The 26,185-nt window shown below is 57.0% G+C and carries 28 protein-coding genes and 2 pseudogenes; 15 read left to right on the forward strand and 15 right to left on the reverse strand.

Annotation, left to right across the window (positions count from 1 at the left end):
- The 4 genes and pseudogenes from ERD80_RS13955 to ERD80_RS13970 form a co-directional block, all read left to right on the forward strand.
- Positions 1-312 (forward strand): annotated as a pseudogene (locus ERD80_RS13955) (N5,N10-methylene tetrahydromethanopterin reductase); the annotation flags it as partial.
- 20 nt (positions 313-332) lie between these two features.
- Positions 333-1,133 (forward strand): MetQ/NlpA family ABC transporter substrate-binding protein, encoded by an 801-nt coding sequence (locus tag ERD80_RS13960; RefSeq protein ID WP_088517370.1) that lies wholly within the window; start codon positions 333-335, stop codon positions 1,131-1,133.
- Positions 1,134-1,135: 2 nt separating this feature from the next.
- The gene (locus tag ERD80_RS13965) at positions 1,136-2,233 is read left to right on the forward strand and encodes an ATP-binding cassette domain-containing protein (protein ID WP_058776052.1); all 1,098 of its coding nucleotides are present in this window, start codon (positions 1,136-1,138) and stop codon (positions 2,231-2,233) included.
- On the forward strand, positions 2,217-2,867 hold the full coding sequence (locus ERD80_RS13970) for a methionine ABC transporter permease (protein WP_136547292.1): 651 nt from the start codon (positions 2,217-2,219) through the stop codon (positions 2,865-2,867). Before ERD80_RS13965 ends, ERD80_RS13970 begins: the two co-directional genes overlap by 17 nt.
- A 7-nt stretch (positions 2,868-2,874) precedes the next feature.
- On the opposite strand, the gene ERD80_RS13975 is transcribed toward ERD80_RS13970, so the two are convergent.
- Entirely contained in the window at positions 2,875-3,777 is a 903-nt protein-coding gene (locus tag ERD80_RS13975; protein WP_136547293.1) for a LysR family transcriptional regulator, read from the reverse strand.
- Between the two features lie 100 nt (positions 3,778-3,877).
- Between ERD80_RS13975 and ERD80_RS13980 the strand changes: the two genes are divergently transcribed.
- Positions 3,878-4,942 (forward strand): SDR family oxidoreductase, encoded by a 1,065-nt coding sequence (locus tag ERD80_RS13980; RefSeq protein ID WP_136547295.1) that lies wholly within the window; start codon positions 3,878-3,880, stop codon positions 4,940-4,942.
- A gap of 21 nt (positions 4,943-4,963) precedes the next feature.
- Here ERD80_RS13980 and ERD80_RS13985 read toward each other — a convergent pair whose 3' ends face one another.
- From ERD80_RS13985 to ERD80_RS14000, 4 genes are read right to left on the reverse strand one after another with little or no spacing between them, the layout of a single operon-like run.
- On the reverse strand, positions 4,964-5,593 hold the full coding sequence (locus ERD80_RS13985) for an NrsF family protein (RefSeq protein WP_136547297.1): 630 nt from the start codon (positions 5,591-5,593) through the stop codon (positions 4,964-4,966).
- On the reverse strand, positions 5,586-6,137 hold the full coding sequence (locus ERD80_RS13990) for a sigma-70 family RNA polymerase sigma factor (protein ID WP_136547299.1): 552 nt from the start codon (positions 6,135-6,137) through the stop codon (positions 5,586-5,588). The genes ERD80_RS13985 and ERD80_RS13990 overlap by 8 nt, the downstream gene beginning before the upstream one ends.
- Before the next feature lie 17 nt (positions 6,138-6,154).
- Complete coding sequence (locus ERD80_RS13995) at positions 6,155-7,384, reverse strand: thioredoxin family protein (protein ID WP_136547300.1); 1,230 nt, start codon at positions 7,382-7,384, stop codon at positions 6,155-6,157.
- A 14-nt stretch (positions 7,385-7,398) separates the two neighbouring features.
- Complete coding sequence (locus ERD80_RS14000; protein WP_021508968.1) at positions 7,399-7,965, reverse strand: peroxiredoxin; 567 nt, start codon at positions 7,963-7,965, stop codon at positions 7,399-7,401.
- A 183-nt stretch (positions 7,966-8,148) separates the two neighbouring features.
- Between ERD80_RS14000 and ERD80_RS22525 the strand changes: the two genes are divergently transcribed.
- Positions 8,149-8,304 (forward strand): hypothetical protein, encoded by a 156-nt coding sequence (locus tag ERD80_RS22525; protein WP_168926280.1) that lies wholly within the window; start codon positions 8,149-8,151, stop codon positions 8,302-8,304.
- Between the two features lies 1 nt (position 8,305).
- Here ERD80_RS22525 and ERD80_RS14005 read toward each other — a convergent pair whose 3' ends face one another.
- Entirely contained in the window at positions 8,306-8,968 is a 663-nt protein-coding gene (locus ERD80_RS14005; RefSeq protein ID WP_058781097.1) for a TetR/AcrR family transcriptional regulator, read from the reverse strand.
- Between the two features lie 168 nt (positions 8,969-9,136).
- Here ERD80_RS14005 and ERD80_RS14010 point away from each other — a divergent pair.
- The 5 genes and pseudogenes from ERD80_RS14010 (at position 9,137) to ERD80_RS14025 (ending at position 12,540) form a co-directional block, all read left to right on the forward strand.
- Positions 9,137-10,560 (forward strand): annotated as a pseudogene (locus tag ERD80_RS14010) (MDR family MFS transporter).
- Between the two features lie 262 nt (positions 10,561-10,822).
- Positions 10,823-11,374 carry an NlpC/P60 family protein gene (locus ERD80_RS14015; RefSeq protein ID WP_021508972.1) on the forward strand — a complete coding sequence of 184 codons (552 nt, stop codon included), beginning with the start codon at positions 10,823-10,825 and terminating at the stop codon, positions 11,372-11,374.
- A 320-nt stretch (positions 11,375-11,694) separates the two neighbouring features.
- On the forward strand, positions 11,695-11,910 hold the full coding sequence (locus ERD80_RS14020) for a YdgH/BhsA/McbA-like domain containing protein (protein WP_021508973.1): 216 nt from the start codon (positions 11,695-11,697) through the stop codon (positions 11,908-11,910).
- Between the two features lie 141 nt (positions 11,911-12,051).
- Positions 12,052-12,210: a hypothetical protein gene (locus ERD80_RS22530; RefSeq protein ID WP_021508974.1), complete on the forward strand. Its 159-nt coding sequence runs from the start codon at positions 12,052-12,054 to the stop codon at positions 12,208-12,210.
- A gap of 114 nt (positions 12,211-12,324) precedes the next feature.
- Positions 12,325-12,540 (forward strand): YdgH/BhsA/McbA-like domain containing protein, encoded by a 216-nt coding sequence (locus tag ERD80_RS14025; RefSeq protein ID WP_058770290.1) that lies wholly within the window; start codon positions 12,325-12,327, stop codon positions 12,538-12,540.
- 350 nt (positions 12,541-12,890) lie between these two features.
- Here ERD80_RS14025 and ERD80_RS14030 read toward each other — a convergent pair whose 3' ends face one another.
- From ERD80_RS14030 to ERD80_RS14045, 4 genes are all read right to left on the reverse strand, one after another.
- Positions 12,891-13,169, reverse strand: a complete 279-nt coding sequence (locus tag ERD80_RS14030; RefSeq protein ID WP_058770289.1) for a hypothetical protein — start codon at positions 13,167-13,169, stop codon at positions 12,891-12,893.
- Positions 13,170-13,345: 176 nt separating this feature from the next.
- The gene (locus ERD80_RS14035; protein WP_136547302.1) at positions 13,346-15,283 is read right to left on the reverse strand and encodes a MacB family efflux pump subunit; all 1,938 of its coding nucleotides are present in this window, start codon (positions 15,281-15,283) and stop codon (positions 13,346-13,348) included.
- Positions 15,280-16,455, reverse strand: a complete 1,176-nt coding sequence (locus ERD80_RS14040; RefSeq protein ID WP_031279986.1) for an efflux RND transporter periplasmic adaptor subunit — start codon at positions 16,453-16,455, stop codon at positions 15,280-15,282. The genes ERD80_RS14035 and ERD80_RS14040 overlap by 4 nt, the downstream gene beginning before the upstream one ends.
- Before the next feature lie 143 nt (positions 16,456-16,598).
- Positions 16,599-18,311, reverse strand: a complete 1,713-nt coding sequence (locus ERD80_RS14045; RefSeq protein WP_136547303.1) for an ATP-binding cassette domain-containing protein — start codon at positions 18,309-18,311, stop codon at positions 16,599-16,601.
- A gap of 331 nt (positions 18,312-18,642) precedes the next feature.
- Between ERD80_RS14045 and ERD80_RS14050 the strand changes: the two genes are divergently transcribed.
- Positions 18,643-18,861 (forward strand): hypothetical protein, encoded by a 219-nt coding sequence (locus ERD80_RS14050; RefSeq protein WP_136547305.1) that lies wholly within the window; start codon positions 18,643-18,645, stop codon positions 18,859-18,861.
- A 91-nt stretch (positions 18,862-18,952) separates the two neighbouring features.
- Here the strand turns inward: ERD80_RS14050 and ERD80_RS14055 are convergent, their stop codons facing one another.
- Positions 18,953-20,116 carry an alpha/beta fold hydrolase gene (locus ERD80_RS14055; RefSeq protein ID WP_136547306.1) on the reverse strand — a complete coding sequence of 388 codons (1,164 nt, stop codon included), beginning with the start codon at positions 20,114-20,116 and terminating at the stop codon, positions 18,953-18,955.
- A 109-nt stretch (positions 20,117-20,225) separates the two neighbouring features.
- Here ERD80_RS14055 and ERD80_RS14060 point away from each other — a divergent pair, with 109 nt between their 5' ends.
- A complete protein-coding gene (locus tag ERD80_RS14060; RefSeq protein ID WP_021508982.1) occupies positions 20,226-21,122 on the forward strand; it encodes a LysR family transcriptional regulator in 897 nt (298 codons plus the stop codon).
- A 199-nt stretch (positions 21,123-21,321) separates the two neighbouring features.
- On the opposite strand, the gene ERD80_RS14065 is transcribed toward ERD80_RS14060, so the two are convergent.
- Complete coding sequence (locus tag ERD80_RS14065; RefSeq protein WP_021508983.1) at positions 21,322-22,089, reverse strand: helix-turn-helix transcriptional regulator; 768 nt, start codon at positions 22,087-22,089, stop codon at positions 21,322-21,324.
- 107 nt (positions 22,090-22,196) lie between these two features.
- On the opposite strand from ERD80_RS14065, the gene ERD80_RS14070 reads away from it, so the two are divergent.
- On the forward strand, positions 22,197-22,985 hold the full coding sequence (locus tag ERD80_RS14070; RefSeq protein ID WP_021508984.1) for a sulfite exporter TauE/SafE family protein: 789 nt from the start codon (positions 22,197-22,199) through the stop codon (positions 22,983-22,985).
- A gap of 336 nt (positions 22,986-23,321) precedes the next feature.
- Here the strand turns inward: ERD80_RS14070 and ERD80_RS14075 are convergent, their stop codons facing one another.
- The 3 genes from ERD80_RS14075 to ERD80_RS14085 all read right to left on the reverse strand — a co-directional run bounded on the left by ERD80_RS14075 (position 23,322) and on the right by ERD80_RS14085 (position 25,172).
- Positions 23,322-23,618, reverse strand: coding sequence for a hypothetical protein (locus ERD80_RS14075; RefSeq protein ID WP_072208578.1), 297 nt, complete (start codon positions 23,616-23,618; stop codon positions 23,322-23,324).
- Between the two features lie 230 nt (positions 23,619-23,848).
- Positions 23,849-24,379: an outer membrane lipoprotein Blc gene (gene blc / locus ERD80_RS14080; RefSeq protein WP_021508986.1), complete on the reverse strand. Its 531-nt coding sequence runs from the start codon at positions 24,377-24,379 to the stop codon at positions 23,849-23,851.
- 97 nt (positions 24,380-24,476) lie between these two features.
- Complete coding sequence (locus ERD80_RS14085) at positions 24,477-25,172, reverse strand: hypothetical protein (RefSeq protein WP_136547308.1); 696 nt, start codon at positions 25,170-25,172, stop codon at positions 24,477-24,479.
- Positions 25,173-25,406: 234 nt separating this feature from the next.
- Between ERD80_RS14085 and ERD80_RS14090 the strand changes: the two genes are divergently transcribed.
- The coding region (locus ERD80_RS14090; protein WP_136547310.1) for a substrate-binding domain-containing protein at positions 25,407-26,185 on the forward strand (779 nt) is incomplete at its 3' end.

Here is a 26,185-nt window from a genome sequence, read left to right on the forward strand (position 1 = left end):
CGCCAGCTGCTGGAGCAGCACGCGCTTGGCAGCCGCTACCCGGTGATTGTCGGCAACCCGTCTCAGGTCGCCGACCAGTTGATCCGCTGGATTGATGAAGGTGACATCGACGGCTTCAATCTGACGCGCATCCTGAATCCGCAAAGCTACCGCGATTTTATTGAGCTGGTGGTGCCGGAACTTCAGCAGCGCGGCCGCTTTAAAACCGCCTATCAGCCGGGATCGCTCCGGCAAAAAATTTTTCAGCAGCAGGATCGTCTGCCCGCGCGCCACCCGGCCGCGCGCTGGCGGCCTGTGGCTGATGTTCGTTAAATTAACCTCAGGGAGTCAGGATGAAATTTGCCTCATTAGTGGCGCTGAGCGCCGCAATATTAACCGCCAGCGCGTTTGCCGCCGGTGACTACAGCGGCGCCCTCAAAGTCGGTACCACGGCGGCCTTCGCGCCGCCGCTGGAAACCGCCGTGGCTGAAGCGAAAAAGCAGGGACTGCAGGTGGAGCTGGTGGAGTTCACCGACTGGACTGCGCCGAACGTGAGTGTGGAAAATGGCGACATTGACGTCAACCTGTTCCAGCACAAGCCGTTTCTTGACAATGCCAACCGCGAGGGCGGTTTCCATCTGGTGCCGTATGCGCCCGCCATCATCAATAACATCGGGCTCTATTCGAAGAAGCACACGGCAATCGATCAGATTCCGGACGGCGGCACGGTGGCGATTGCCAATGACCCGATTAACGGTGCGCGCGGATTGCTGCTGTTGCAAAAAGCGCAGCTGATTACGTTAAAACCGGGCAGCGGGCTGAAATCCACCGTGGATGATATCGCCAGCAATCCCAAACACCTGAAAATCATCGAAGTGGAGGCGGTGCAGCTGTCGCGCTCGCTGGATGAGGTCGACCTGGCGCAGGGGTATCCGCACTATCTGCGTTTGTCGAAGACCATCGACCCCAACAAGGCCCTGTTATTTGATGGCCTTGAGCATCCGGAATATGTGATTCAGTTCGTGATTCGTGACGGACATCAGGACGATCCGCGACTGAAACAGTTTGTTGATATCTATCAGCACTCGCCGGTGGTGCGCGCGAAGCTGGATGAGTTCTACGGCAAGCTGTATCAGCCGGGCTGGAGCCAGTAATCATGGTCAGCCTGACTCTTCCTGGCGAGCAGGCGGCGCTGCACACCACGACGCCGGTCGCGGGCCGTGCGCACGTGCAGATCCGCGGGCTGAGCAAACGCTATGACGGCCAGTCGCAGGATGCGCTGAAGCACATCGACCTGCAGGTTAAACGCGGCGAGATTTTTGGCATCATTGGCCGCAGCGGCGCGGGCAAATCGACGCTGATCCGCTGTCTGAACCGGCTGGAAAATCCGACGCAGGGTGCGGTGGTGATTGACGGTATTGATCTCAGTTCACTGAGCGCCAGCCAGCTGGTGCAGTGGCGGCGCCGCACCGGCATGATTTTCCAGCACTTCAATTTACTGTCCGCTAAAACGGTGCGGCAAAACATTGAGCTGCCGATGAAGGTGGCTGGCATACCGGCGGCGCAACGGCGGCAAAAAGTGGATGAGCTGCTGGCGCTGGTTGGGCTGGAAGCGCGCCAGCATGCCTGGCCGGCGCAACTCTCCGGCGGGCAGAAGCAGCGCGTCGGCATTGCGCGCGCGCTGGTGCACGATCCGGAACTGCTGCTGTGCGACGAGGCAACCTCGGCGCTGGATCCGGAAACCACGCGCGCCATCCTCGCGCTGCTGAAAAAAATCAATCAGCAGCGTCATATCACTATCGTACTGATCACCCATGAGATGGACGTGGTGCACGATCTGTGTCACCAGGTGGCGGTGATCGATCAGGGTGAAATCATTGAGCGCGGTCCGGTGTGGCAGGTGTACAGCGATCCGCAGCATGAGACGACGCGGCAGTTGCTCAATCCGCAATTCGGCGCGCTGCCGGAGGCCATCCAGCCGCTGCTGACGCCGCAACGTCAGGACGTGGACTCGCGTTTGCTGGTGCGGCTGCGCTATAGCGGGCAGGGAGCGCAACCGGATCTGGCGGCGATCAGCGCACAGGTCAGCGGCGAGCTGACGCTACTGTATAGTGCGGTTGAATGGGTCGATCGCAAACCCACCGGCCAGCTGTTGCTGCTGCTGGATGCCCGGCACGACGCGCCGGCAGCCCTTACCGCGCTTCATCCGCTGGCGGACCAACTGGAGGTTGCAGGTTATGTCACTGGCTATTGATCGTTTATGGCAGGGGTTGCTGGATACGCTGCTGATGATCGGCGTGTCGTCGCTGCTGGCACTGCTGATCGGTTTACCGATGGCGGTGATTCTGGTGGTGACCGGGCGCGGCGATCTGTTCCCCAATCCGCTGCTCAACCGGCTGCTGGGCTGGCTGGTGAACCTGTTCCGCTCAATTCCGTTTTTGATTCTGATGGTGGCGCTGATCCCGTTTACCCGCTGGATTGTCGGCACTACCTACGGCGTCTGGGCGGCCGTGGTGCCGCTGACGCTGGCGGCGACGCCGTTTTTTGCCCGCATCGCGGAGGTGAGTCTGCGCGAAGTGGATAAAGGGCTGACGGAAGCGGCGCAGGCGATGGGCTTTCAACGCTGGCATATTGTCTGGCACGTGCTGCTGCCGGAAGCGCGGCCTGGCATCGTTAGCGGTTTTACCATTACGCTGGTGACGATGATTAATGCCTCGGCGATGGCCGGTGCGATTGGCGCCGGCGGGCTGGGCGATCTGGCTTATCGTTACGGCTACCAGCGTTTCGATATGCAGGTCATGCTCACGGTGATCGTGGTGCTGGTGGCACTGGTCACGCTGCTGCAGCTGTGTGGCGACCGGCTGTCGCGCCGGCTGAATCATCGCTAAAGGCGTTTTACCTGATCTGCAGGCCGTCAAGCGCTGCCAGCAGCGCGTCGACCTTCGGCAGCAGCTGTTTGCGCCGCGGCCAAATCACCGACAGCGGCAGACCGTCCGGCTGCTGCTGCGGCACAATCACTTCCAGCGCGCCGCTCGCCAGCGCGTCACGCACCAGCCATGACGGCATCTGCGCCACCCCAAGGCCAGCGCACAGCGCCTGCATTTGGGCATCCACGTCGCCCAGCGCCATGCGAGACGGCACCTGACGCCAGTGCGGATGTCCATCCTCCGTGGTAAACAGCCACGGCTTGGTGCTGCCGTCAACGCGCTCGTACAGAATCGCCCGATGCTGCAGCAACTCACTCTCGCTGGTCGGTCTGCCTGCGCGCGCCAGATAGTCCGGCGCGGCGCAAAACACCATACGCTCGCGGCCCATCGCCCGGTAGCCGAGCGAGGCGGGCAGATCCGGCGAACCGCCGATGCGCACCGCGACATCAATGCCCTCATCAAACAGATCAATAAAGCGGTCGGAAAAGGTCAGGCTGAGTTCCACATCCGGATGCTGCTGACAGAACGGAATCAGCAGCGGCATCACGCCGAGCCGGCCATAGGTATTCGGCACTGCCAGCCGCAATCGCCCGGAAGGAATGGTGCGCTGCGCCGCCAGTACCGCTTCGGCTTCCGCCAGCTCCTCCATAATGCGCAGGCAGGTCTGGTAATAGGCGCTGCCGGCGTCGGTGAGCGTCAGGCTGCGGGTGGTGCGCTCCAGCAAGCGTGAGCCGAGCCGCGCTTCCAGCCGCGTCACGCTTTTGCTGATGGCGGAACCGGTCAGGTGCAGACGCTCAGCGGCAGCGGCAAAACTGCCGCTTTCGACACTGGCGACAAAAGGAACGATGTCTTTCAGACGCTGATCGTGCATGTATTAGTGAATCCAGTTCATGAATGATGTGAATTAATGCCACGGCTAAGAATTTAATTCTCTATTACGCTAAGGATAACTGCAACAGAGGAGATTCGACATGCAAAAACAGGCGTTAATCGTGGGGATCAGCGGGGTTATCGGTCGTGCGCTGGCGGAAAGGCTGCAAAGCGAGGGCTGGCAGGTAACTGGTTTGTCGCGCGGACGCGGTGCTATTCCGGAAGGTTGCCGCAGTCTGACGGCCGATCTGACCGATGCAGATGCGGTGCGTAATGCGCTGGCGCAGGAAAAACCGGATGCGCTGTTCTTTAGCGTCTGGTCACGCCAGGCGAATGAAAAAGAGAACATTCGCGTTAACGGCGGCATGGTGCATAACGTCATTGCTGCGCTCGGTGAGCGGCTGAACGGCGCGCATGTGGCACTGGTGACCGGGCTGAAGCACTATCTTGGTCCGTTCGAAGCATATGGCAAAGGTGCGGTGCCGGTGACGCCGTTCCGCGAAGAGCAGGGACGTCAGCCAGTCGATAACTTTTACTATGCGCAGGAAGACGAAGTGTTTGCCGGCGCAGAGCAATATGGCTACAGCTGGAGTGTGCACCGTCCGCACACCATCATCGGTTATGCATTGGGTAACGCCATGAACATGGGGCAGACGCTGGCCGTTTACGCCACGCTGTGCCGTGAAAAAGGCTGGCCGTTTATCTTTCCCGGCTCGCCGCAGCAGTGGAACGGTCTGGCCGATGTCACCGAAGCCGGTTTACTGGCGGAACAGCTGCTGTGGGCGACCAGTGCTGAAGGGGCTGCCAATCAGGATTTCAACGCGGTGAACGGCGATGTGTTCCGCTGGAACTGGCTGTGGCCGCGTCTGGCAGACTATTTCGGTATTGAAGCTGCAGACTATCCGGCGCAGATGATGCCGCTGGAAGGACGCATGCAGGAAGCCGCAGCGGCCTGGCGTGAGATCGCTGCGCGCTATCAACTGCGTGAAGCGGACATCGATAAACTGGCGTCGTGGTGGCACACCGATGCGGATTTGGGCCGGCCGATGGAGGCGTTTACCGATATGAGCAAGAGCCGTAAAGCCGGCTTTACCGGCTATCGCGCGACGCTGGATTCCTTCACCCAGCTGTTCGACCGACTGCGTGCGGAGCGCATCATTCCCTGATAACGTCACTGGCCGGCGTCGTCAGGCGATCTGCACCCAGCGCCGGCCAAGCAATACGGTCAGCACGATGATGCTCACGATGGCCGCCAGGTGCTGCAGCAAATCCAGCGCATGCAGGTGCACCGGATGACAGAACGCCAGCAGGCTTACCGCCATGCAGGCGACGCCCAGGCCCGCCATGGCCAGGCTGCGGGCCGGATAGAGCGCCCGCGTCCGGCGCAGACTGAGGATGGTCAGTAGCAGCATCGGCAGACTCACCACCAGCAGGAAAACAAAGCACGGCAGTGTGTCGTGCTGCTGCAGCGGCGTGGCCGTTTGCAGCAGACTGCTGGCGCTCAATCCCAGCCACAGCAGGCCCGGCGGCAACAACAGCTTTGCGCTGATGCCGCGCCGCCCTGCAATGCTGAGTTCAAAGGCGCTGCGCATCGCCAGCAGCCCGAGGATAAAGGCCAGCATCAGTTGCAGCGCGGCCTGCATCGCGCCGGTCTGCGACCAGTCGGTCAGAGTGCGCGGCACCAGCAAACTGGCCGCGATGCCCGCCGGTAGCGCCAGCGCCAGCCAGCCCAGTACGCGTTTTCCGGTCGCCGGCGGGCGTTTCACCGGGCGCAGATCGCGCCCCAGTTTTTCAATCAGCAAATGATGGTCAGTCATGGTTTGCTCCAAAGCGGCGCAGATTGATGAGCGCGCGGTGCAACAGCGATTTCACGGCCGACACGCTCAGATTATGGTGTGCCGCCGCCTCGTTCAGGCTCATTTCATGCAAATGAACATGCTCAACGATTTCACGCTGACGCAGCGGCAGCTGGCTGAGATAGCCCGCCAGCTCCTGCCGGGTGTCCAGCTGCTGCTGTTCTGCCGTGCTGGCGGGATCGGCGGCCTGGGCGTCGTCAAGCGCGCAGTGCTGCTGGCGGCCGCGGCGGCGCAGGGCATCAATCGCGCGCGCCGAGACTATCGCCGTCAGCCAGGGCAGAAAAGGGTAAGCGGGATCGTAGGTATGGCGCACGCGATGCAGCGTGAGCAGCACATCCTGAATCACATCTTCCGTTAAGGCTTCATCGCTCAGCCTGCGCCGCGCCTGCGCGCGTATCACCGGCACCAGCGCCCGCAGCAGCCGGGTATAGGCACACTGATCCCCGGCCTGCGCGCGTTCCATCAGTCCGGGCCAGTTTTCACGTGCGCTATCGCCTGTGTGCATACGCTGCCTTGTTGCCGTTACGTCTTCTTCGCTGCCGCCTGGTTTAACGCATCCACTACGATGCCGGGTGTCAGCACCTGCGGCAGTACTTTCGGTGGTCCGCCATCAGCCGGATACACCAGGTACATTGGTAAACCGCCCTGACCAAACTCACTCATCACGTCATCAACGTCCGGGTTAAATTTAGTCGAGTCTGCCACCATGTACAGCGTACCGGTTTTCGCCAGTGCGGTTTTCACCGCCTGGGTCGACAGCGAGGTCTTCTCGTTCACCTGACAGGTGATGCACCATGATGCGGTAAAATCGACAAAAATCGCTTTGCCATGCCCGCGCTGAGCGGCCACCGCCTGCGGCGTCCACGTCTGTTTGCTGACCTGCGTCTGCATATCGCCTTGCAGCGCCGCGCCTGGCTTGATCAGCCCCGGCAGCGGCGCGATCACCGCAATCAGCAATATCGCCGTGACGCTGAACAGCGCTTTGTGCCCTTTTCCGGCAAAGCGGCGCTGCTGCGCCATGCCATACAGCCAGCCGGCAAACGCCAGCACCACCGAGGCGGCCAGCACAACAGCCAGCGCGCTGCTGCCCGCCTGCTGGGCCAGAATCCACACCAGCCAGGCCCAGGCACCGAGCATGGGAAAGGCCAGCCCGCGCTTAAGGATATCCATCCAGACGCCAGGGCGCGGTAAAAATCGCGCCAGCGGTGGGAACAGCGACAGCAGGGTAAACGGCGCGGCAAAGCCGAGCGCCAGCGCAAAGAAAATAACCAGCGCAACCGCAGGGGGCTGCACCAGCGCGTAGCCGATGGCGCTGGCCATAAAGGGCGCGGCGCAGGGTGTGGCTACGATGATCGCCAGTGCCCCGGTCAGCGCGGAACGCAAAAAAGCGCCGCGCTGGATGTCGATGGCCCCGACGCGCTGCACCGCCAGTCCCACCTCAAAGACGCCAAGCAGGTTAAGCGCGGCAGCCAGCATCACCAGCGACAGCAGGGCGATCACCAGCGGTGACTGCAGCTGAAAGCCCCAGCCGACCGCGGCGCCACCCGCGCGCGCGGCCAGCAGAATGCCGGCCAGCGCCATCATGGTCATCAGCACGCCGAGCAGGAAACCGAGGCCTTCACGGCGCGCGCTGGCAGCCTGGCTTTGATGGCGCAACAGGCCAAGCGCTTTCAGCGAAATTACCGGAAAGACGCACGGCATGAGGTTGAGGATGATGCCGCCCAAAAAGGCGGCCAGCATCGCGGTTAACATGGCTGCCCTCTCACTTACTGCGCTTGCGGATGCGCAGCGTCATACTCTTTCACCGCCGCCAGCGCTTTTTCGATGTGGGTATCCGGGTTTCTGTCGGTATAGCTCAGCAGAATATTGCCGTTGGGGGCAATCACATAAGAGGTGCGGTCAGACAGCGTTTTGCCTTTTATCTGCATCAGCGTTTTATATTCGGCGGCCACTTTGGCACCCGGATCGGCAGCCACGGCGAATTTGTCACGGCACTCCAGCTTAGAAAAATCGCTGATCTGCTCGGTGTTACCGGCGGTGACGCCAATCACGGTGGCGCCCATTTTTTTGAAATCATCCGTGGCTTCGGCGAAGTCGTGCGCCTCGATGGTACAACCCGCGCTGAAGGCCGCCGGGAAGAAGTAGAGCACCACCGGCCCTTTTTGCAGCGCCTGCTGCAGCGAGAAGGTGAGCGGCTTACCGGCCAGCGCGCCCTGAAGTTCAAAGTCAGGTGCTTTGGCACCGACGGGCAGCGCCGCGCTGGCAGCGAAGGCGGCGAGGCTCAGCGTGGTGCCGAGGGTGAGGGTAGCGATGAGATGCCTGATAGTTGTCATGATCTGCTCCTGCGGTGAAAGAGGTCCGGTTAGGGGTGTTCAGCCAGACAGTTCGCCGCAGTCGGTAAAAAGTTGCGCGGAGGGCAAAAAAAAACAGGGCAGATCCCTTTTTCCCGTCTCGTTTATTTATTCTTTGCGTGAAATCCTTACAATAATCGCCTGATGTTTTTTTAGGTTTTAGATATGTCTTCAACGTCTTGCGATAAACAGCACAGTGAAACCCAGCAGCTGCTGGCCTCCCTTGAACAGCACATTGCCGAGCCGCCACCCCGGGTGCAGCCGGTGCCGGAAGATTTCTGGCAGCAGCTGGAGACGCTGACCCACGGCGACGACGCCTGACTCAGTTGCGCGGCTGTATACCGTGGCACACCATGCTCAGGGTGTGCTGCAGAATCATTTCGGTATCAAAGCCCGGCTCGTGGGCAAAGCGGGTAAAGGGCACCAGTACCATGCTGAGAATTGAGGTCATCAGCACATCGACATTCAGCTGGTTGTTCAGTAATCCCTGCTGCTGCCATTGAATCAGCAACGCGCGAATCCGTTCGCGTCCGGCATGACCGTGACGCTGTTTCAGCGTGCCGCCCAGCCCCTGACCACTGGCGACTTCCTGCAGCCACAGCGGTGCGAACCAGTCATGACTCAGCACGATATCCGCAAACTCTTTAATAAATCCGCTGATCGCAGCGACAGGGTCATTACTCTCTTCGACAAAATGCGCTTCCAGCCGTTGCCGTAACGGCACAAAACGTTCCGCGACCACGGTATCCAGCAGTGACTCGCGCGACTGAAAATAGTAATTCAGCATGGCAGGGCTGACGCCGGCTTTACGGGCTATGGCGTTGAGCGAGGTTTCCGCGATGCCGTTTTGCGCATACAGCGTGAGCGTAATGTCGAGCAGATGCTCGCGCTGCTGGGCATTGATTGCGCCGCCGCGTGGACGGCCCGGCCGGCGGGGTTTATCAGAAGGCGTTGTCTCGCTCTCCATCACTTTTTGTGCGGTCATCTTTACGTACTCACGGGTTTCGTGTCAGACTTTGGTTAATATTAATTGTGTATTTAATTAATTTCAAACGGTGTCGTTATGAAACCTCAATCTATCACATCGCAGCGCGACAGCGGGGCAACCAGCCCGCCTTCCATTCGCCTGCTGATGGGCGCGCTGATGCTGGTGATGCTGCTGTCCGCGCTTGATCAGACCATTGTCTCGACCGCGCTGCCGACTATCGTCGGCGAACTGGGCGGGCTGGATCGCCTGTCGTGGATCGTCACTGCTTACATGCTGGCCTCAACCCTGGTCGTGCCGCTGTATGGCAAATTTGGCGATCTGTTTGGCCGCCGAACGGTGCTGCAAATCTCGGTGGTGCTGTTTTTGCTGGGCTCGGCGCTGTGCGGGCTGGCGCAAACATGCCGCAGCTGATTTTTACCCGTGCGCTGCAGGGACTGGGCGGCGGCGGATTAATGGTGGTGAGCATGGCGGCGGTCGCGGATGTCATTCCGCCCGCCGATCGCGGCCGGTACCAGGGCCTGTTTGGCGGCCTGTTTGGTCTGGCGACGGTGATTGGGCCGCTGCTGGGCGGTTTTATCGTGCAGCACATGTCCTGGCGCTGGATTTTCTACATTAATCTGCCGCTCGGCCTGCTGGCTCTGCTGATCATTAATGCGGTGTTTAAAGCGGATAGCCGACGCAAACCCCATGAAATCGATTATCCGGGAGCGGTGTTTCTCAGCCTGGCGCTGGTGGGCGTAACGCTGTTTACCAGTGAAGGCGGCACGCTGCGCGAATGGTCAGATCCCCAGCTATGGTGCATTCTGGCCATGGGGCTGGTTGGCGTGTTGGGGTTTGTCTATGAGGAGCGACGCGCGTGGGAACCCATCATTCCGCTCGATCTGTTCCGCAATCGCAGTTTTTCCCTCGCCAGTCTGATGGCGTTTATTATCGGCATGGCGCTGTTTGGCAGCGTGACGTTTTTGCCGCTTTATTTGCAGGTAGTAAAAAACGCCACGCCCACCGAGGCCGGACTACAGCTGTTACCGCTGATGGGCGGGCTGCTGGTCACCTCGATCATTAGTGGTCGCATGATTAGCCGCAGCGGGAAATACCGTTTGTTCCCCATCGCCGGGACGCTACTGGCGACAACCGGGATGGCGCTGATGACCACGCTGACGCTGGATGCGCCGCTCTGGCACATTTATCTGTTCTCCAGCGTGCTCGGCATGGGAATGGGCATGACTATGCAGGTGCTGGTGCTGGCGGTGCAAAATGCGGTGACGCCCGATCGCATCGGCGTAGCGACCTCATCGGTTACGCTGTTTCGCTCGGTGGGCGGTTCGATCGGCGTTGCGCTGTTTGGCGCTGTGTTCAGTCACGTGCTGAAATCCGGAGCGACCCGACTGATAGAGCAGGGTAACGTGCTGCCGCCTTCGCTGGATCCGGTCGCCGTGAACCATTTGCCTGCAGCGCTGCGTCAGGCTTATTTGCTGGTGTTCAGTGATGCGGTGCATGCCGCATTTCAGATGGCCGCCGGCGTTATGCTGCTGGCTTTTATACTGTCGCTGCTGCTGCCGGAGTCGCCGCTGCGCGATAACGTGCGCTAATAAGCTTTCCCGTTATTTCGCAGCAGGTCCGTCGGTCAGGCTGCGGAATAAAATTTAAACGCAATTTGCCGGATAAATATGCGCTGTCGGCGCAAAGCAGCAAAAGATATAGATTTTTATCCTAAATACATAGCGTTACCTTTCTGTAAACTTAGGTAAAATTAGTGAAGACAGCGAGAATTCGGGCGGAGACGCTTTATTTCTGCAACTTCTTTACGGTATAAATCTGCTATCCCTGTTATCCACTGTGAAACGTCACCCTATGATTGCTACTGCGGCCCGCAACCTGATTGCCTGCCTGATGTTATTAACCCTGGCTGGCTGCTCGTCTCACTCCTCACCAGCACCGGAGCAGGAAAGTGTAGATACCTCGCAGGACGGTGGTAAACAGCCCGATTTAATTCCGGTAATAGCCGCTTTGCACGATCAAATGCATTCGTGGGAAGGCACCAAATATCAGTGGGGCGGAACGCAATTATCCGGCGTTGACTGTTCCGGATTTGTCTGGCGCACCTTAAAAGATCGTTTCAATATTCCCATGGATCGCGTCACAACGCGTGAACTGATTGCCATGGGTAAGCCGGTCGATCAGGCGCATTTACAGCCTGGCGACTTAGTGTTCTTCCGCATTAAGCATGAGCTGCACGTCGGCTTTTACGACACCGATCGCCAGTTCCTGCATGCATCAGTCAGCCAGGGTGTGATGCGCTCGTCACTGAATAATCCGTACTGGAAATCGGTATATTTAGAAGCCAGACGACTTCCGCGCGAGCAAAATTCGCAGATCAGTTTCAATTATAAAAATAAAGTCTGAAGTCAGACATCCTTCCACAAAGCCGCGGCGCGACGTTTTCGCGCCCGTGCTCAGACCCATCCCGCCGTCAACCATTCGTCTCCTGTTTCAGTGGCAATTCGCATCCAACATGATGGCTGCTTTAACGCTCTGTGCCGCTTTATGGGCATTGAAATACATTCAACCTGTTGATTATAAATAAATAATTTAAATATCACGCGTTAACAATTAGTGCGATCATAGTATTCGCACTAATTATCAATTTTGTAATAGTAAACATGGTTATTATTATCCCCATTGAAGGCGCAGCGCCTTCTCATCAAACGCTAAGGAATATGACCATGAAAGCTATCAAAACACTGACCATTGCCGCCACCGCCGCGCTTTCCCTGATGTCTGCTGCCAGCTTCGCGCAAACCGTTTCAGCCACCTCCACCACACTGGATGGTGCCGAAGCGAAAATTGCCGCTCAGGCTCAGCAGCAGGGTGCGCAATATAAAATTCTGGAAGCCAGCACCAACAACCTGGTGCACATGACCGCTGAACTCTACAAATAACGGATGGTTGCACAGGGATGTGCCAGAACGGGTCGCCTGACGGGCGGCCTTTTTTGTCGTGCAGTCAGGCTCGCGGCGTAACAATCATTCTGGCGATGTTGCTGAATTTGCAGCGCAGACCGTCTGGCAGGAGAACGCAATATGCTGAACAACGTGGATATCAACCGGCAGGCGCTGGCTTTTGCAGATGCATTACGCACGCAACGCCATGCTCACGTTCCGGTGATTCGTTTTGCCCACTGGCCGCAATTTATTGCGACGGTGCGCGCTGAGCTGGCGCAACCGGGCAATCAGGAATAATTAGCACGATAACGATAACCGCACTAATTATCAATTGCAGTATAGTAACCTGAGTTATTATTAGTTCCATCGAAGGCACACAGCCTTCAGCCACAACCATTAAGGAATAAGACCATGAAAACCATTAAAGCTATGTCAATCGCCGCTGTTGCCGCTCTTTCACTGATGTCAGCTGCCAGCTTTGCCCAGAGCGTAACCGTGACTTCCTCTACGCTGGACGGTGCAGAAGCTAAAATCGCAGCGCAGGCGCAAGAGCAGGGCGCTCAGTATAAAATTACTGAAGCCAACACCAACAACCGCGTGCACATGACGGCTGAACTGTATAACTAAGTTCAGACAGATGCACTGCGTTAAGGCCGCCTTCGGGCGGCTTTGCTGTTTCCAGAAGGCTTCAAACGAACAAAAGCAACAGGCTGGCGTTCGAAATTTGACCAATCCTGCTCAGCGGGCGCAACAGGCGGAGCCCAGGCGTTTATCCACAGGATAAGCCAGCCTCTTTGCACGTCAGTTGTGGATAACTGCTTTAATATCAAACCGTCAGGCGACAAACGCTGAGTTGATTTCCCGACTTACACGTCGGTTATTTTGTCAAAATGAATCCGGTTGCGGCTAAATAAACGCGAAGCGGGAGAGTTTATTTCACCATTTCAAAACACATTAGGTTTGCGTAATCTGCACCGTTATTTTTTCGCGTCGTCGTCAAAATGGCGAGAGGGAATCAGATTTTTCTCTTTATTAACCGGCGTTCTTTTCGACCGGCCTTTGTCCAGCAAGCAGTCGCGGCAACAGGCTATTTGCGGATGGTGGATACGCGCCACCGTTAGCGCCTGATGCACGGTATACAAAGAGCCGATAAAGCGCTTCTCTTCCTCAAATTCCAGGACGTAACAGCCTTTTTTATGCAATACCCAGCCGGCGTCCGGATCGTGACATAAATAAAAATAGTGCGGTTCTAACATAACTTACTCTCGGGCGAGTGATAGCCATCGAATAGATAATCGGTGATGTGTCTAAATTAGAGACGCATTCAGTCTACGCCGATGATGACCTGCGGGGCTAATTGATTTAATGACTTTCGGATTAGACCTGAAATGACCGGACCAGCATGAATAATGTGCCGGTCCGGTTGCTGATTTTATTCGCTGGCGAGCGCGGCGACCGGATCCATTCGTGCGGCTTTGCGCGCGGGCAGATAACCAAATATCATGCCGATGATTGTAGAGCAGGCAAATGCTGCGCCAGCCGATTGCCATGAGTAGATGGCGGTCAGCACGCCGCCAGCCAGCAGTGAAATGACCGGACCTATCACCAGCGACAGCGCCACGCCGAGCGATCCGCCCACCAGGCACACCAGCACCGCTTCAATCATAAACTGCTGCATGATGTCGCCGCGTCGCGCACCTACCGCCATGCGCACACCAATCTCGTGGGTGCGCTCGGTCACTGACACCAGCATGATGTTCATTACGCCAATACTGCCGATCATGAGCGCAATCGAAGCCACCAGTAAAATCAGCAGCGTCAGCGTGGCCGCCGCACCTTCTATCGCTTTACGATACTTGTCCCGGTTGAACATCAGGAAATCTTTGGTGCCGTGGCGCGCCGTCAGCAACTGGGTGAGCGATTCCACCGCCGCGCCGCTCACCACATCATCTTTGAGTTTAATACTGATACTGGTGAGCGCGGTCTGACCGCTGATGCGATACATCACCGTGCTCCACGGCAGCCAGACGCTGAGGCGGTTGGGCGACAGACCATCTTCATTATTGGCCACGCCAATAACCCGCACCGGCACCGATCCCAGCACAATCATTTTGCCAATCGGGCTTGGGCCCTGTTCGCCAAATAATTTATTGCGCGTGTTGATATCAATGATGATTTCCTGGCGCGCGTGCCGCTCATCGCTGAAGTTGCTGCCTTCCACCAGCTTAATGCCCTGAATGCGAAAATAGTCGACGCCCACGCCGGAAACTGAAGTTTTGGAGGCGTTGGCCAGGTAACGAATGGGCTGCGTGGCGATGATCTCCGGACTGACGGCGGCGACAAACTGCTGGCGCGCAATCACATCGGCATCGGCCATCACCAGGGTTTGTACCGGATGCGCATCGTCCTCGACATAATCGCCCCCGGCATAGATAGAAACCACATTGGTACCCAGTCCGGAAATGCTCTCCAGCGTTTTTTCCCGTGCGCCCTGGCCCAGCGCCACCACGGTGACGACGGCGGCAATGCCAAAGATAATGCCGGTCATGGTCAGTGCGGTGCGCAGGCGGTGGGCGTTCATGGCATTCAGCGCCATGCGCAATGATTCGCGCAGCCGGTCAAGCAGGCCGCGGAATCGGCTCTGCCGCTTGCGTGGCGCTGGCGTAAAGCGCGTTTTTGCGGCCGTGGCAGCGCTGCCGCTGTCGGCAAAAATCTCGCCGTCCTGAATTTCAATGATGCGTTCTGCGTGCTGCGCCACTTTCATATCGTGGGTAACGATAATCACCGTGTGACCTTCGCGGTTCAGTTCGCTGAGGATGCGCAGCACTTCTTCACCGGAGTGCGAATCGAGCGCGCCGGTGGGCTCATCGGCGAGGATAATTTCGGCACCGTTGATCAGTGCTCGCGCAATACTGACACGCTGCTGCTGGCCGCCTGACAGCTCGCCCGGCTTATGCTGTTCGCGCCCCTGTAATCCGAGCCGTGCCAGCAGCTGTGCGGCGCGCTGACGGCGTGCGCTGCCGGATAAATTGGCGTAAATCGCCGGTATTTCAACGTTGCTCAGCGCGCTGAGATCTGGCATCAGGTGATAGCGCTGAAAGATAAAGCCGATGTGCTCGCGCCGCACTTGCGCCAGCGCATCGGGCGAGAGCGTGGCGGTATTTTTACCGCCAATCAGGTAATTACCGCTGTCCGGCGCATCAAGGCAGCCAAGAATGTTCAGCAGCGTGGATTTGCCTGAGCCCGAGGGCCCGATGATCGCCACCATTTCGCCGCTGGCAATCTGCAGATTAATGTTTTTCAGCACCTGCAGGGATTGGGAACCATTGACGTAGCTGCGCTGAATGTTGTGCAGTTCGATGATATTCACATCACCACCTTGTCCGCGCCCGGCTGCTGCGTGGCAAGGATCACTTTTTCCCCTAAGCGCAGCCCGCTCAGCACCTGAATGTCAACGCTGTCGCTGATGCCGGTGGTGATGTAGCGCTTCTCAGGCTGATTATTTTGATCCGCGATTTCGACGTAAGTACGACCATCGCTGGCCTTTTTCGTGGCCTGTACCGGCACCAGCAGCGCGTTTTTCGCCTGGTCACGCAGCAGATTAACCTGCGCCGTCATGGAGATGCGCAGTGCATTATCCGGGTTCGGCACATCGAGCAGGGCGTTGTAATACACCGCCGCGTTCGTGCTGCTCACGGTATTGTTTTCGCTGTTACCCATCAGCGCATCATCTTTCATCACCGACTCAGGAGCCAGCTCGATGCTGCGCAGCGTGGCGTTGTAACGTTTATCCGGATTGGCGAAAGTGGTAAACCACGCCTGCTGGCCGGGCTGAATATTGGTAATGTCCGCCTCGGAGATTTGCACTTTGATGGTCATGGTGCCGAGCTGCGCCAGTTTGGCGATGGTTGGGGCGCTCTGTACGGCGTTTACGGTCTGGCCCTGCTTCGTGACGATCGCCACCACCGTGCCGTCAATCGGTGCCATGATGCGCGTGTAGCCGAGATCGAGTTGCTTTTTATCCACTTCGATCTGCGCCTGAATCACCCGCGCCTGCTGCGCCGTCAGCTCTGCCTGGGCGATGCGCCACGCTTCGGCGGCGGTATCAAAATCCTGGCGGGAAACGGCGTTAGTTTTGACCATCTGCTGCAGGCGCTGAAACTGCGCCTGCTGGCGTACCAGCGTAGCCTGACGGGTCTGTAAATCCGCCTGCGCCACGCTCAGCGCCGCCTGCGCATTACGCAGATCGCTGCGCTGCGGCTGATCATCGATCTCCGCGATCAGCTGGCCCTTGCGCACGTTGTCGCCGGCTTTGATATACAGCTTTTTCACCTGACCGGAGACCTGCGCACCGACGTTAACGCGCTCAATCGCGTCCATTTTGCCGGTGGCGGCAATCACGTTTTCAATGTCGCCCTGGCGCACCGCGGCGGTCATCAGCGGATTGGGTTTACTGCGTGACGCCGAATACGCCCAGAGAACCAGAATCATCACCAGCGCGGTCAGCGCGGCAAACAGCCATTTTTTCGTCATTGTGTGCATCATCGTCCCTTAAATTTAGCGAGAATAATAATCACTAAGCGGGACAAACTGGAGAAAAATTCTGCGGAATTTTGTCAGCCGCAGAGGAGTGCGCCATCCCTGGCGCAGGTTGTGGGTTAGCGATACCCCATCAGTCAATCCGTTCAGAGCAGATTCAGCTGTTGCTTCAGCTGCGCAATCTCCCTGCGCCATTGCTGCTGCTGCGCCGGTTTCTGATGCTTTGCCTTACGCGCTTCGTCCTGCTGCAGCTTTTCTTCCAGCACCAGCAGCGCCTGCAACAGCGCATCTTCATCGCCCGGGCGGTCATCGACGGCGGCAGCGGCAAGCGGGTAATCGACTGGCACATGGGCGGTGGCCAGCCTGGCGGTCACCTGCGGCCAGTCGTGCCACTCGCTCAGCTGCTGCTGTTCAATCAGCCAGAAGCGATTGCAGCTGCTGGCGATCAGGCTGCGGTCGTGAGACACCAGCAGCACCGCGCCGGCGAACTGCTGCAGCGCCTGCGCCAGCTCCTCTTTGCCTGCCATATCCAGATGGTTGGTCGGTTCATCCAGCAGCAGCAGCGAGTAGCGTGCCAGCGTCAGGCCGACAAACAGCAGGCGCGAGCGCTCACCACCGCTGAGGGAGGCAACCTTCTGCTGGTGGCGCAGCCAGGGAAAGCCTGCGCTAATCAGCGCCATTTTGCACTGCTCATCGCTCAGCGCCGCGAAACCGTGCAGCGCCGCGCTTAATGTCTGGTCGTCACGCAACTGTTGCAGGCTCTGGTCGTAGTAGCCAACGCGGGCGCGCGGATGAAACAGCGGGCTGTCGCCTTGCTGCCAGCTGTGCCACAGCTGGCGCAGCAGTGAGGACTTGCCGCAGCCGTTGTGGCCGACAATCGCGATGCGATCGCCACTTTTCACCTGCAGCGCCGGCAGGGAAAAAAGGGTCGGCGCCCCGGCAGCAGGCTGAATCGACATCGGCGGCAGCGCCAGCACGCGATCCGCCTGCAGCGCTTCGCCCTGTAACTGCAGCTGCCACGGACTGCCGGCGCTGAGCGTGGTCTGCGCGGCTTTCAGCCAGTCGATGCGCTTCTCCATCTGTTTCGCTTTACGCGCCAGACCTTCGTTGTCATAGGTCCGACCCCAGATCGCCAGCCGTTTTGCGCTGCTCTCAACCCGGGCAATCTCCTGCTGCTGTGCCTGGTGGCGCTGCGCATCGGCTTCATCCTGCTGCGCCAGCGCCTCGCGGGCGGCCGTGCAGGGCAGACGGAAAACATGCAGCGTGCGATCGCGCAGGATTGCGCTGCAGTTGGTGACGCGGTCCAGCAGCGCGCTATCGTGGGACACCAGCACAAAGCTGCCCTGCCAGCCGATCAGAAAATTCTCCAGCCACAGTAGGGTCGGCAGGTCGAGATGGTTACCCGGTTCGTCCAGCAACAGTAAATCGGGCTGCAGAATCAGCGCGCGCGCCAGCAACAGCCGCATATGCTGTCCGCCGCTCAGCGTCGCGGCGGTTTGTGACTGCTGCGCTGTGCTGAAACCCAGCGTATGCAGCAGCGCCTCGGCACGCCAGCGCTCGCTGTTGCGCTGTGCTGCGGGCAGTCGGGCGATAACGCCATCCAGCAATGAGGCCTCAAGTAACGTTTCCGGCAGATGTTGTTCAATGCGCGCCAGCAGACAGTGGCTGGCGGGCGTGACGCTGCCGTGACTGGCGGCCAGTTCACCGCTGAGAATTTTCAGCAGGGTACTTTTACCGCTGCCGTTGTCGCCAATCAGGCCGATGCGGTCGCCTTTTTTCAGGCTGAAATCCAGGGAATGGAAAAGCGGGCCAAAGGCATTGTCGAAGCCGACGGCATGTGCGGAAAGGAGTGTGCTCATCTACTTACTCTCAAGTTGCAGGCGCAAAAAGGCCTGACGTCAGAATTTCGCTGACGACAACCCGGTAAGCCGGAGAGAAGGGATTAGATTGTCAGAACTTCGCTCAGGCGGATTATCGCAGCACGAGTGCGGTAAAACCTGAGCGGGTCCAGTCACCATAGAAGTGTGAGTAAACAAACAGTTCACACGACGGCATAAAGATCCTCCTTAGTTATCAGCAGGTGAATAAGTCAGCCGATAATAGTGGCGGTGTGCGGCTTTTTCCAGCGATTTGTATCGGCGTTGGTATAGTATGGCGTCAGAGTCTGATTGATGTCACAGGAGATTGAATATGTTGATTTATGACGTTTTTGGCCGCCATATTGGCGTTATGCGTAAGGATGATAGCTGGCAGGTATTTCGCGCCGACGTGACAGAAAGAAGATTCTCACGAATGTTTGATATCGCTATTCCAGATGATATGCCAGAAGACGAAATTGCAGGCTGGCTGGGTGATATCTTTCATGAAGCTGCAACTGAGCATCATCCTGATGTGAAACGCATCGAATGAAAACCTGATTGTGTTGGGTTGTTTGCCTTTGGCATAAAGCGGACGGTGCACAAGTCCATGTCCGCTTTGAGCAAAAGCGGACATTGACCAGTCAGTTAATTCCCGTCGGGTTTGAAATGCGTATCCGCCAGCCCTTATCCGCCCCTTGTTCCATCACCTGTGTGGCGACGCCGCAATCATCTCTTTGAGTGCCGTCTTCTAATGTCGTAGTCAGCGACCATTTAATGATGGCAAGAATAAGGTCACCTGAAGGGATAAGAGTATGGATCTGGTTTCTGATAATTGGCCTTGATGCTATCAACGTGGTAAAAGCCATACGCAATGCATAAGGATCAGTTTCGATGACAACATTGCTGGGCATTCTCATCGAGGCACGGTTACTGAAAACAGACATCAATGCGTCAATATTTCCGGCATTAAATGCTTCATCAAATGCAGCAATGGTTTCAGCTGGCGATCGATGGACAGTATCGCTCCTCTCAACCGAAGCTGCGAAATTGGAAATGTATCCTGCAATTTCTTGAGGTGATTCCAGCGGCGAAAGATGTCCTGTGCCATGAACAATCATCATTGCTGCGTGAGGAATGCGAGGCAGCAGCTCTCTTTGCAACGTTTCCGGGGTATCGACCCGGTCCAGCTCTCCTGATATGACTCTTACGGGAACATTAATGGAGGCAACTGCACTTGTAATGTCTTCGCGCATGGCGATGTCGGGCCAGGCAGCCTTCGCTTCAGTTCCGGCGCTCAGACTGTCTTCAATGACCTGCTCACGGAGCGCCGGGCTAAGCGGCCTCGACGTCAGAACATTGTCGATAACAAACTCGACTGATTCACGGCTGCTATATGCACTGGTAAGCCTGTCGCGATCTTCTTTAGAAAGCATCATGGGCGAAGGAGGAGAGGGTGCAATCAGCATTAGCCCTTCAAGGCCTTGAAGCCGACGGGATGCCATCAATTGGGCAACTTTTCCTCCCATTGAGTGGCCAATCAGGATATATCGCTTTAGCTTGAGCGCGGCAATGACGCCTTCAGCATCACTTGCAAGGTCCGCAATCCGGTATCCGGACTTCGGCGCATCTGATAATCCCCAGCCACGGTGATCGATAGCTACCGTGCGATAGTGATCAGGTAACTGTGATATCACGCTCTGCCACGTTCGGGATGATCCGCCATAGTAATGCAGGAACACCAGTGCAAGCTCACCGCGACCATGTTGCTGTACATTAATACCTGTATTGTTCACTGTAATTTTCATTATTTCATTCTCCTCATGGTTTAAAACAATGTTAATTACAGTTCTTATAAATGATAATTGGCTGAATAGTGTTTACAGTCGATAACCATATTATCGAATGGTGTGCGTAATGGACAAGTTTACCAGTATGCGAATTTTTATTGCGGCAGTTGAGGAAGGCAGTTTTGCTGCGGCCGCAAGACGTTTTAAACTTTCATCAGCCATGGCAGGAAAACATGTCAGTGCTTTAGAATCCGATTTACACGTGCGGCTTATTCAGCGCTCTACACGCCGACTGAGCCTTACGGATGTTGGTCAGCGATATTATGACCGCTGCAAAGTGATTATCGAGGCTCTGGATGACGCAGACAGGGAAGCCAGTGACATTCAGGCCACTCCCCGGGGATTGTTACGCATCGCCGCCCCTCTTGCCTTCGGCGAAATGCATCTGGGGAAGATTGTGTCACGCTACCTTGAGCAATTTCCGGAAGTCAGTGCAGGTGTTGTCCTTGAGGATAAGTATATTGATTTGCTTGAGGAACGGATAGATGTAGCCATACGCATAGGACATCTGGACGATCCGACGCTTGTCACCCGACGTCTGGCACCCTGTAAAATGGTTTTATGCGCATCAACAGACTTTCTGAAAAAATACGGCATGCCTGAAACGCCAGATGATCTCTCGCGTATGCCGCGCATGGCTTTCAGCCAGGCAATTTCTGCCGGAGACTGGACAATCTATGACACAGATAACAGGCCACACACTATTGAAAGCCGTTGCCGGCTCACATCAAACAATATCCATTTGTTAATGGAAGCGGCCTTGGGCGGTACAGGGATTGTATATGGCCCCTGTTTTGTTTTTCGAGAGCACATAAGGCAGGGCCAACTGATTGAGCTGCTGCCAGATTACCGGACATCAGAGCTTACCATTCAGGCAGTGTACCCGAGTGCGATGCGCATTCCATTTAAGGTTCGCACTTTCGTTGATTTTATTGCTGATGCTTTGAAAGCGAAGCCGCTTTAAGAGTGCGGGTACTTGAACAAACATAGAATGATGCCCGCTTTTAGCACAACGCGAACGTTATTGTTCCAACATTACGTCTTTACCTTGGCTTTACAAAGCTTATTCTACCTTCAAAATAGCAACTGCCATGCGTCTGTTCAGTCAATGGCGCAGGAAAGCTATCAGACCTGAGCTGGTAGCAGTGGACAAAGCCCCCCTGTTAAGTCGGGTGATAAAATGAAGGTGGCTGGCCGGTAATCCGACGGAACATCGTCGCGAAGGATGAACCATTGTCATAGCCGAGCGACAACGCGACTTCGTTTACCGGTGTTCCCGTTAGCAGCATTGCCAGCGCGCTGACCACACAGGCTCGCTGACGCCAGGCTGAAAACGACATGCCGGTTTGCTGCTGAAAATGGCGACGAAATGTGCTGCCGCTCATAAACAGCGCGCTGGCCCAGCGCTCTGCCGGATCGTGAATGGCTGGCGCAAGTAAAAAAGCCTGACATAGCCTCAACAGCGCGGGCTGCTGCGGCAAAGGGATCTCGAGCGCGCACACTGGCATTGCCGCCACTTCAAGCAGCATTAAATCTATCAGCGCCCGATCGCGTACGCTGTCATAGCACGGCGGCAAATCCACCGCCTCCAGTAGTAGCTGCCGCAACAGCGGCGATACGGCAATCACTTCGCAGCGGCTGATGTTACGCAATCTGGACGCGCATGCGGGTTCGATATACAGGCTACGCGTCGTTACGCCTGTAAACTTGACGGCATGCAGGATTTCGGGGGGGATCCATACCGCATGCTGGGGCGGCACCACCCATTCCCCGTCACGGGTTGAAACGTGCATCAGGCCGGTTGCGCCATACAGAAGCTGCGCACGGCGGTGCTGATGTTGCGGCAGGAAAAATCCCTGCGCATAGTCGTTGCCGAGCGCTACAACATCGCGATTCAGCCGATCGAAGCCGTCAATTTTCTCGTTTCGCATATCCGTCCCCATCTGACCAGTTTGCAAGGGTAATTGAGCGCTGCGCAAATGGGAAGCGGGCCGCTGGCGCGATATGCTGCTGCCTCACTTGTAAACGGGACACCTCCTTGAACGAATTGCTGATAATAGTACTTGCCGGCTTTACTACCGGCATAACCACGGTCCTTTTTGGCTTCGGCGGCGGCTTTGTTGTCGTGCCATTTATTTATCAGTTGCTGATGCGGCAGCCGCTGCTGGCAGGAAATGCGATGCATATTGCCGTGGCCACCTCGACAGCGGTGATGATTTTCAACGCAGGCTGGGTTAGTTACCAAAACTGGCAAGCGGGCAGGCTTTCTTCAACCGTCTTGTTTCCGCTGCTGTGGTTTATCGCCACAGGCGCGGTAGTCGGTTCGTGGTTAGCGGGAATGATGAGCGAGGCGCTGATTCGCGCGCTTTTTATCCTTTATATGCTGTCGACGATTGGGGATTGTCTGTTACGCAAAGGCTTCTTCAGCGGCAGCGCGCCGCGTCGTTTATCACTTTTGACGGTTGCCGGTGGCGGTATGCTAATCGGCATGATTGCTGCACTGCTGGGCGTTGGCGGCAGCGTAATGACGGTGCCACTGTTACGACGACACGGCCATGCAATGCGCGCGTGTATTAGTGCGGCCAACCCGCTTTCCCTGCCGGTAGCGCTGTGCGGTGCGATGACATATGCGATAAGCGGCTGGCATAAAATTCAGGCAGGCGGATTTTTGGGATTTATCAGCCTGAAAATATTGGGCTTGCTCCTGGTGACCGGCTGGGCGGGTATTGCTTTCAGCCGCCGGGCTATCCCCGCCGTCCCCGATGTCTGGCACGCGCGAATCTACGTGATGCTGCTGTGCATGGTTCTGGTAGTAATAGTGCTTTAGACAAACCTTGTTTTGCTGATTTGGCTGCTGTTACAGAAGCAATAATTGTATGAACATCCGTCACTGGCACAAAGCGGACGTTCACAGCACTTCCAGCTGTCCAGAGGCATTTGACAATGACAGGCAGTATGCAGCCAGTACATTGTGTGCCATGTATTGGAATGCGTAGGTTGAGCATACTTACCGGCGGCGGCGCATTAGAGAATAGGTTTGCTACTGGCCTTTGGCGGCGCCAGCCTGCTGCTGACGCTTAGAGAGTGACTTAAACCGTACATGACGGGGAAGTAACTGACACGCTGGCCCAAACATGCATTTACCCGGCAACACGCTAGCGAATTAAGCGCCGGTTACCGTCGGCTGATGAATCTTCATCGAATCATGCTTGCCTGGATTGCACTCCTGAGTGGTACCAGGGAGATAAAATTTTCCGTCCGCATCAGGATCGGTGCCGCCGGGACATCCCGGCCTGCCGGCAGAGCCATCAGTATTACCTCCATCTGAACCGTTTCCACCGTCAGCGCCGGATTCTCCCGCATAGCCGCCATTTCCTCCCTGACCTCCGGCTCCTCCCTGTCCAGCGCTGACAGAGCATGCAAACAGTGCCAAAAAGCAGGCCAGAAAATACTTACTCATTGTTAGCCTCTCGATTCGTAACGGGCAGCTCAGGCTGCCGCGGCGGGTAATACTCACGAAGAGATACACTACCATCCGTTTTATCTCTGCTGACTTAACAGATCATCAACACCCGTTTTTCAATAAGAAACTAAGGCCGTCAATTTACGCAGTGCCTGCTGCTGACCTCACTCTGCTTATTGCGAGGGTAATCACTGACGCCCGCGCGGGAGTCACTGGCGCTGCACCTCTTATCGTGACTGGTTCACCCAAATCAGTTGATCGGTTGCGAAGCCCAGTCGCTGGGCATAGGCGAGATAACGTTGTTTGACTTCAGCCGGAATGGTGGGCTGACGCGACAGAATCCACAGATATCCCCGGTTCGGCCCGGCGACCAGTGCATACTGATAATCTTCATCCAGCGCAATCACGTTATAACCGCCATAAAAAGGCCCGAAGAACGAGACCTTCAGCGCGGCGACGTCAGGTTTGCCGGTGAAGTAAGCTTTGCCTTCGCTCTCGCTCCACGCTTTTTTCTCCGGATCGTAACCGCGATTCAGCACGCTGATACCACCGTCGCTGCGTTTGCCGTAGGTGGCGGTCACATGATCTTTACCGCGTTCGAAACGGTGATCGAGTCGGGCAATTTCATACCAGGTGCCGAGATAGCGATCGGCATTGAAGTGGGTGATGGGCTGCACCCCTTTAGGTGGCGTCGGGGATTTACAGGCGACCAGGGTAACAGACAGCGCTGTAATGGCGACTAACGGCCAGATTTTCATCGCAACTCCTTTATATCTCTCAAAATCCTGTCTGAAGTATAGATAAGGATAGCGAAACCGGCGCGGCGCAAAACCTTACGCCGCGCCGGTCTGTCGATTAACGGCGTTTCTCAACCTCATCTTCTGGCGGAATCAGCGGCTCATCGATAGCGATCGATTTGCCGGATTTCAGCAGCTGAATATCCAGAATCACGTAGGTCATAGTGGTAATAAACAGCGAGATGACACTGCCAATCACGCCGCTGGTGGTAAAGGTGAAGTAGTTATACATCACCACCCAGGTGAGGCAGATAAACATCGCCAGCGCCACGGTAATCGCCGACTGCGAGTAATGCGTGGTGCGCGCCCCCATTTCATTAATCTGCAGACTCAGGTTGCAGCCGCTGTATTTTTCCAGCAGCACGATAGTGTGATCCCAGTTGTGCAGGCGGCGTGCGCTGCCGCGCGCGGCGAACAGAAACAGCAGCGACAGGAACAGACCAGAAAAGGCGATCAGGACCGGTACCGCTTCCAGCGCATAGGCAATGCTTTTATGGCTCGACGCTTGTGCGACCGCGCTCAAATCCAGCGTCAGCGAGCAGCCCAGTGCGCCATACAGGAACACAAACAGCAGCAGATAGAGCGCGTTGCGTTTCCAGTCGAGCTCTGCTTCATGATTTCTCTGTAATCGCGCATCCTGCAACGCCTGTTGCAGGCGCAGTTGTTCGTCAGACGTGGAATCGATACTGGCGATCTCTTCGCCCAGTAAGCGGTGAATAAAAGGCTGATCGGCCTGATCGAGGGTGATGCGCATAAATTTTCCGGTAGCTAAACGTTCGTGGCGTCAGTGTAACGTAAAACGAAGCTCACCGGGCGTCCGGTGCAGCGGCTGCGCATTTTGCCGCCGTCAACACGCATCGGGTGAGGGGGGAGCGCAGCAATCCTTCGCATCCACCGATTGGCTATATCTGATTATTCGGGTAACGTGGAATTTCATACTAATACGTCAAAATTATTCCCGTACCCTACGTAGCAGGAGAGGTCAGTTATGTCCGTCCATTCGCCGCTCATCGGCATCGTCAGCGATGATGTCAGTCATCCGCACAGTATGCACATGCTCAAAGAAGTCACGCGTCAGCTCAGTGCGCGTGATCTGCTGCCGGTGCTGCTGTGCGCCGCCACGCGCGAGGATTTTCAGGCCGCGCTGCGGAACGCGGCGTCGCTGCCGCTGGGTGGGCTGCTGTTCCTGAGCTCGCCGTGTCGGGATGCGCAGGAGATCGCCGCGCACCTGCTGCCATCGCTGCGCGCGGTGCATCTGTGCCCGAACGACAGCGCGGGCGCAGATGTGGTGGTTGCCGATGCGTATCACGCCGGGCAGCAGCTTGGCGCACTGCTGCTATCGCAGGGCCATCAGCGTCTGGGCGCTATGCAGGTGCAAGCAAGTGACACGCCGCCGCGCCAGGTGCAGGGGTTTATTGCCAGCCTGCAGGCGGAGGACAAGACGCTGCACGCAGCACTGCACGCCGGCGCCCTTGACCGAGAGCAGGCTTATCAGGCGATGATGGCTTATCTGAAGAAAACCCGTGCGGCAGAACGCATCAATGCATTGATGTGTGAATACGACGAGCTGGCCTTTGGCGCACTGCAGGCCGTGCGCGACTTCGGTCAGGGCGCGCATATCGCCGTGGTGGGCTTTGATGATGCTGACGAGGCGCGCGGCTCCACATGGCACCTGAGCAGCTGGGCACCGCGCCGTGATTTACTGGTGACGGAAGCCCTGAACCGGCTGCTGGATCAGCGTCCGGACCACAGCCGCGCCTGGCAGCA

Origin of the sequence: Pantoea sp. R102 (assembly GCF_004916815.1) — a bacterium.
Lineage (GTDB): Bacteria > Pseudomonadota > Gammaproteobacteria > Enterobacterales > Enterobacteriaceae > Pantoea > Pantoea dispersa.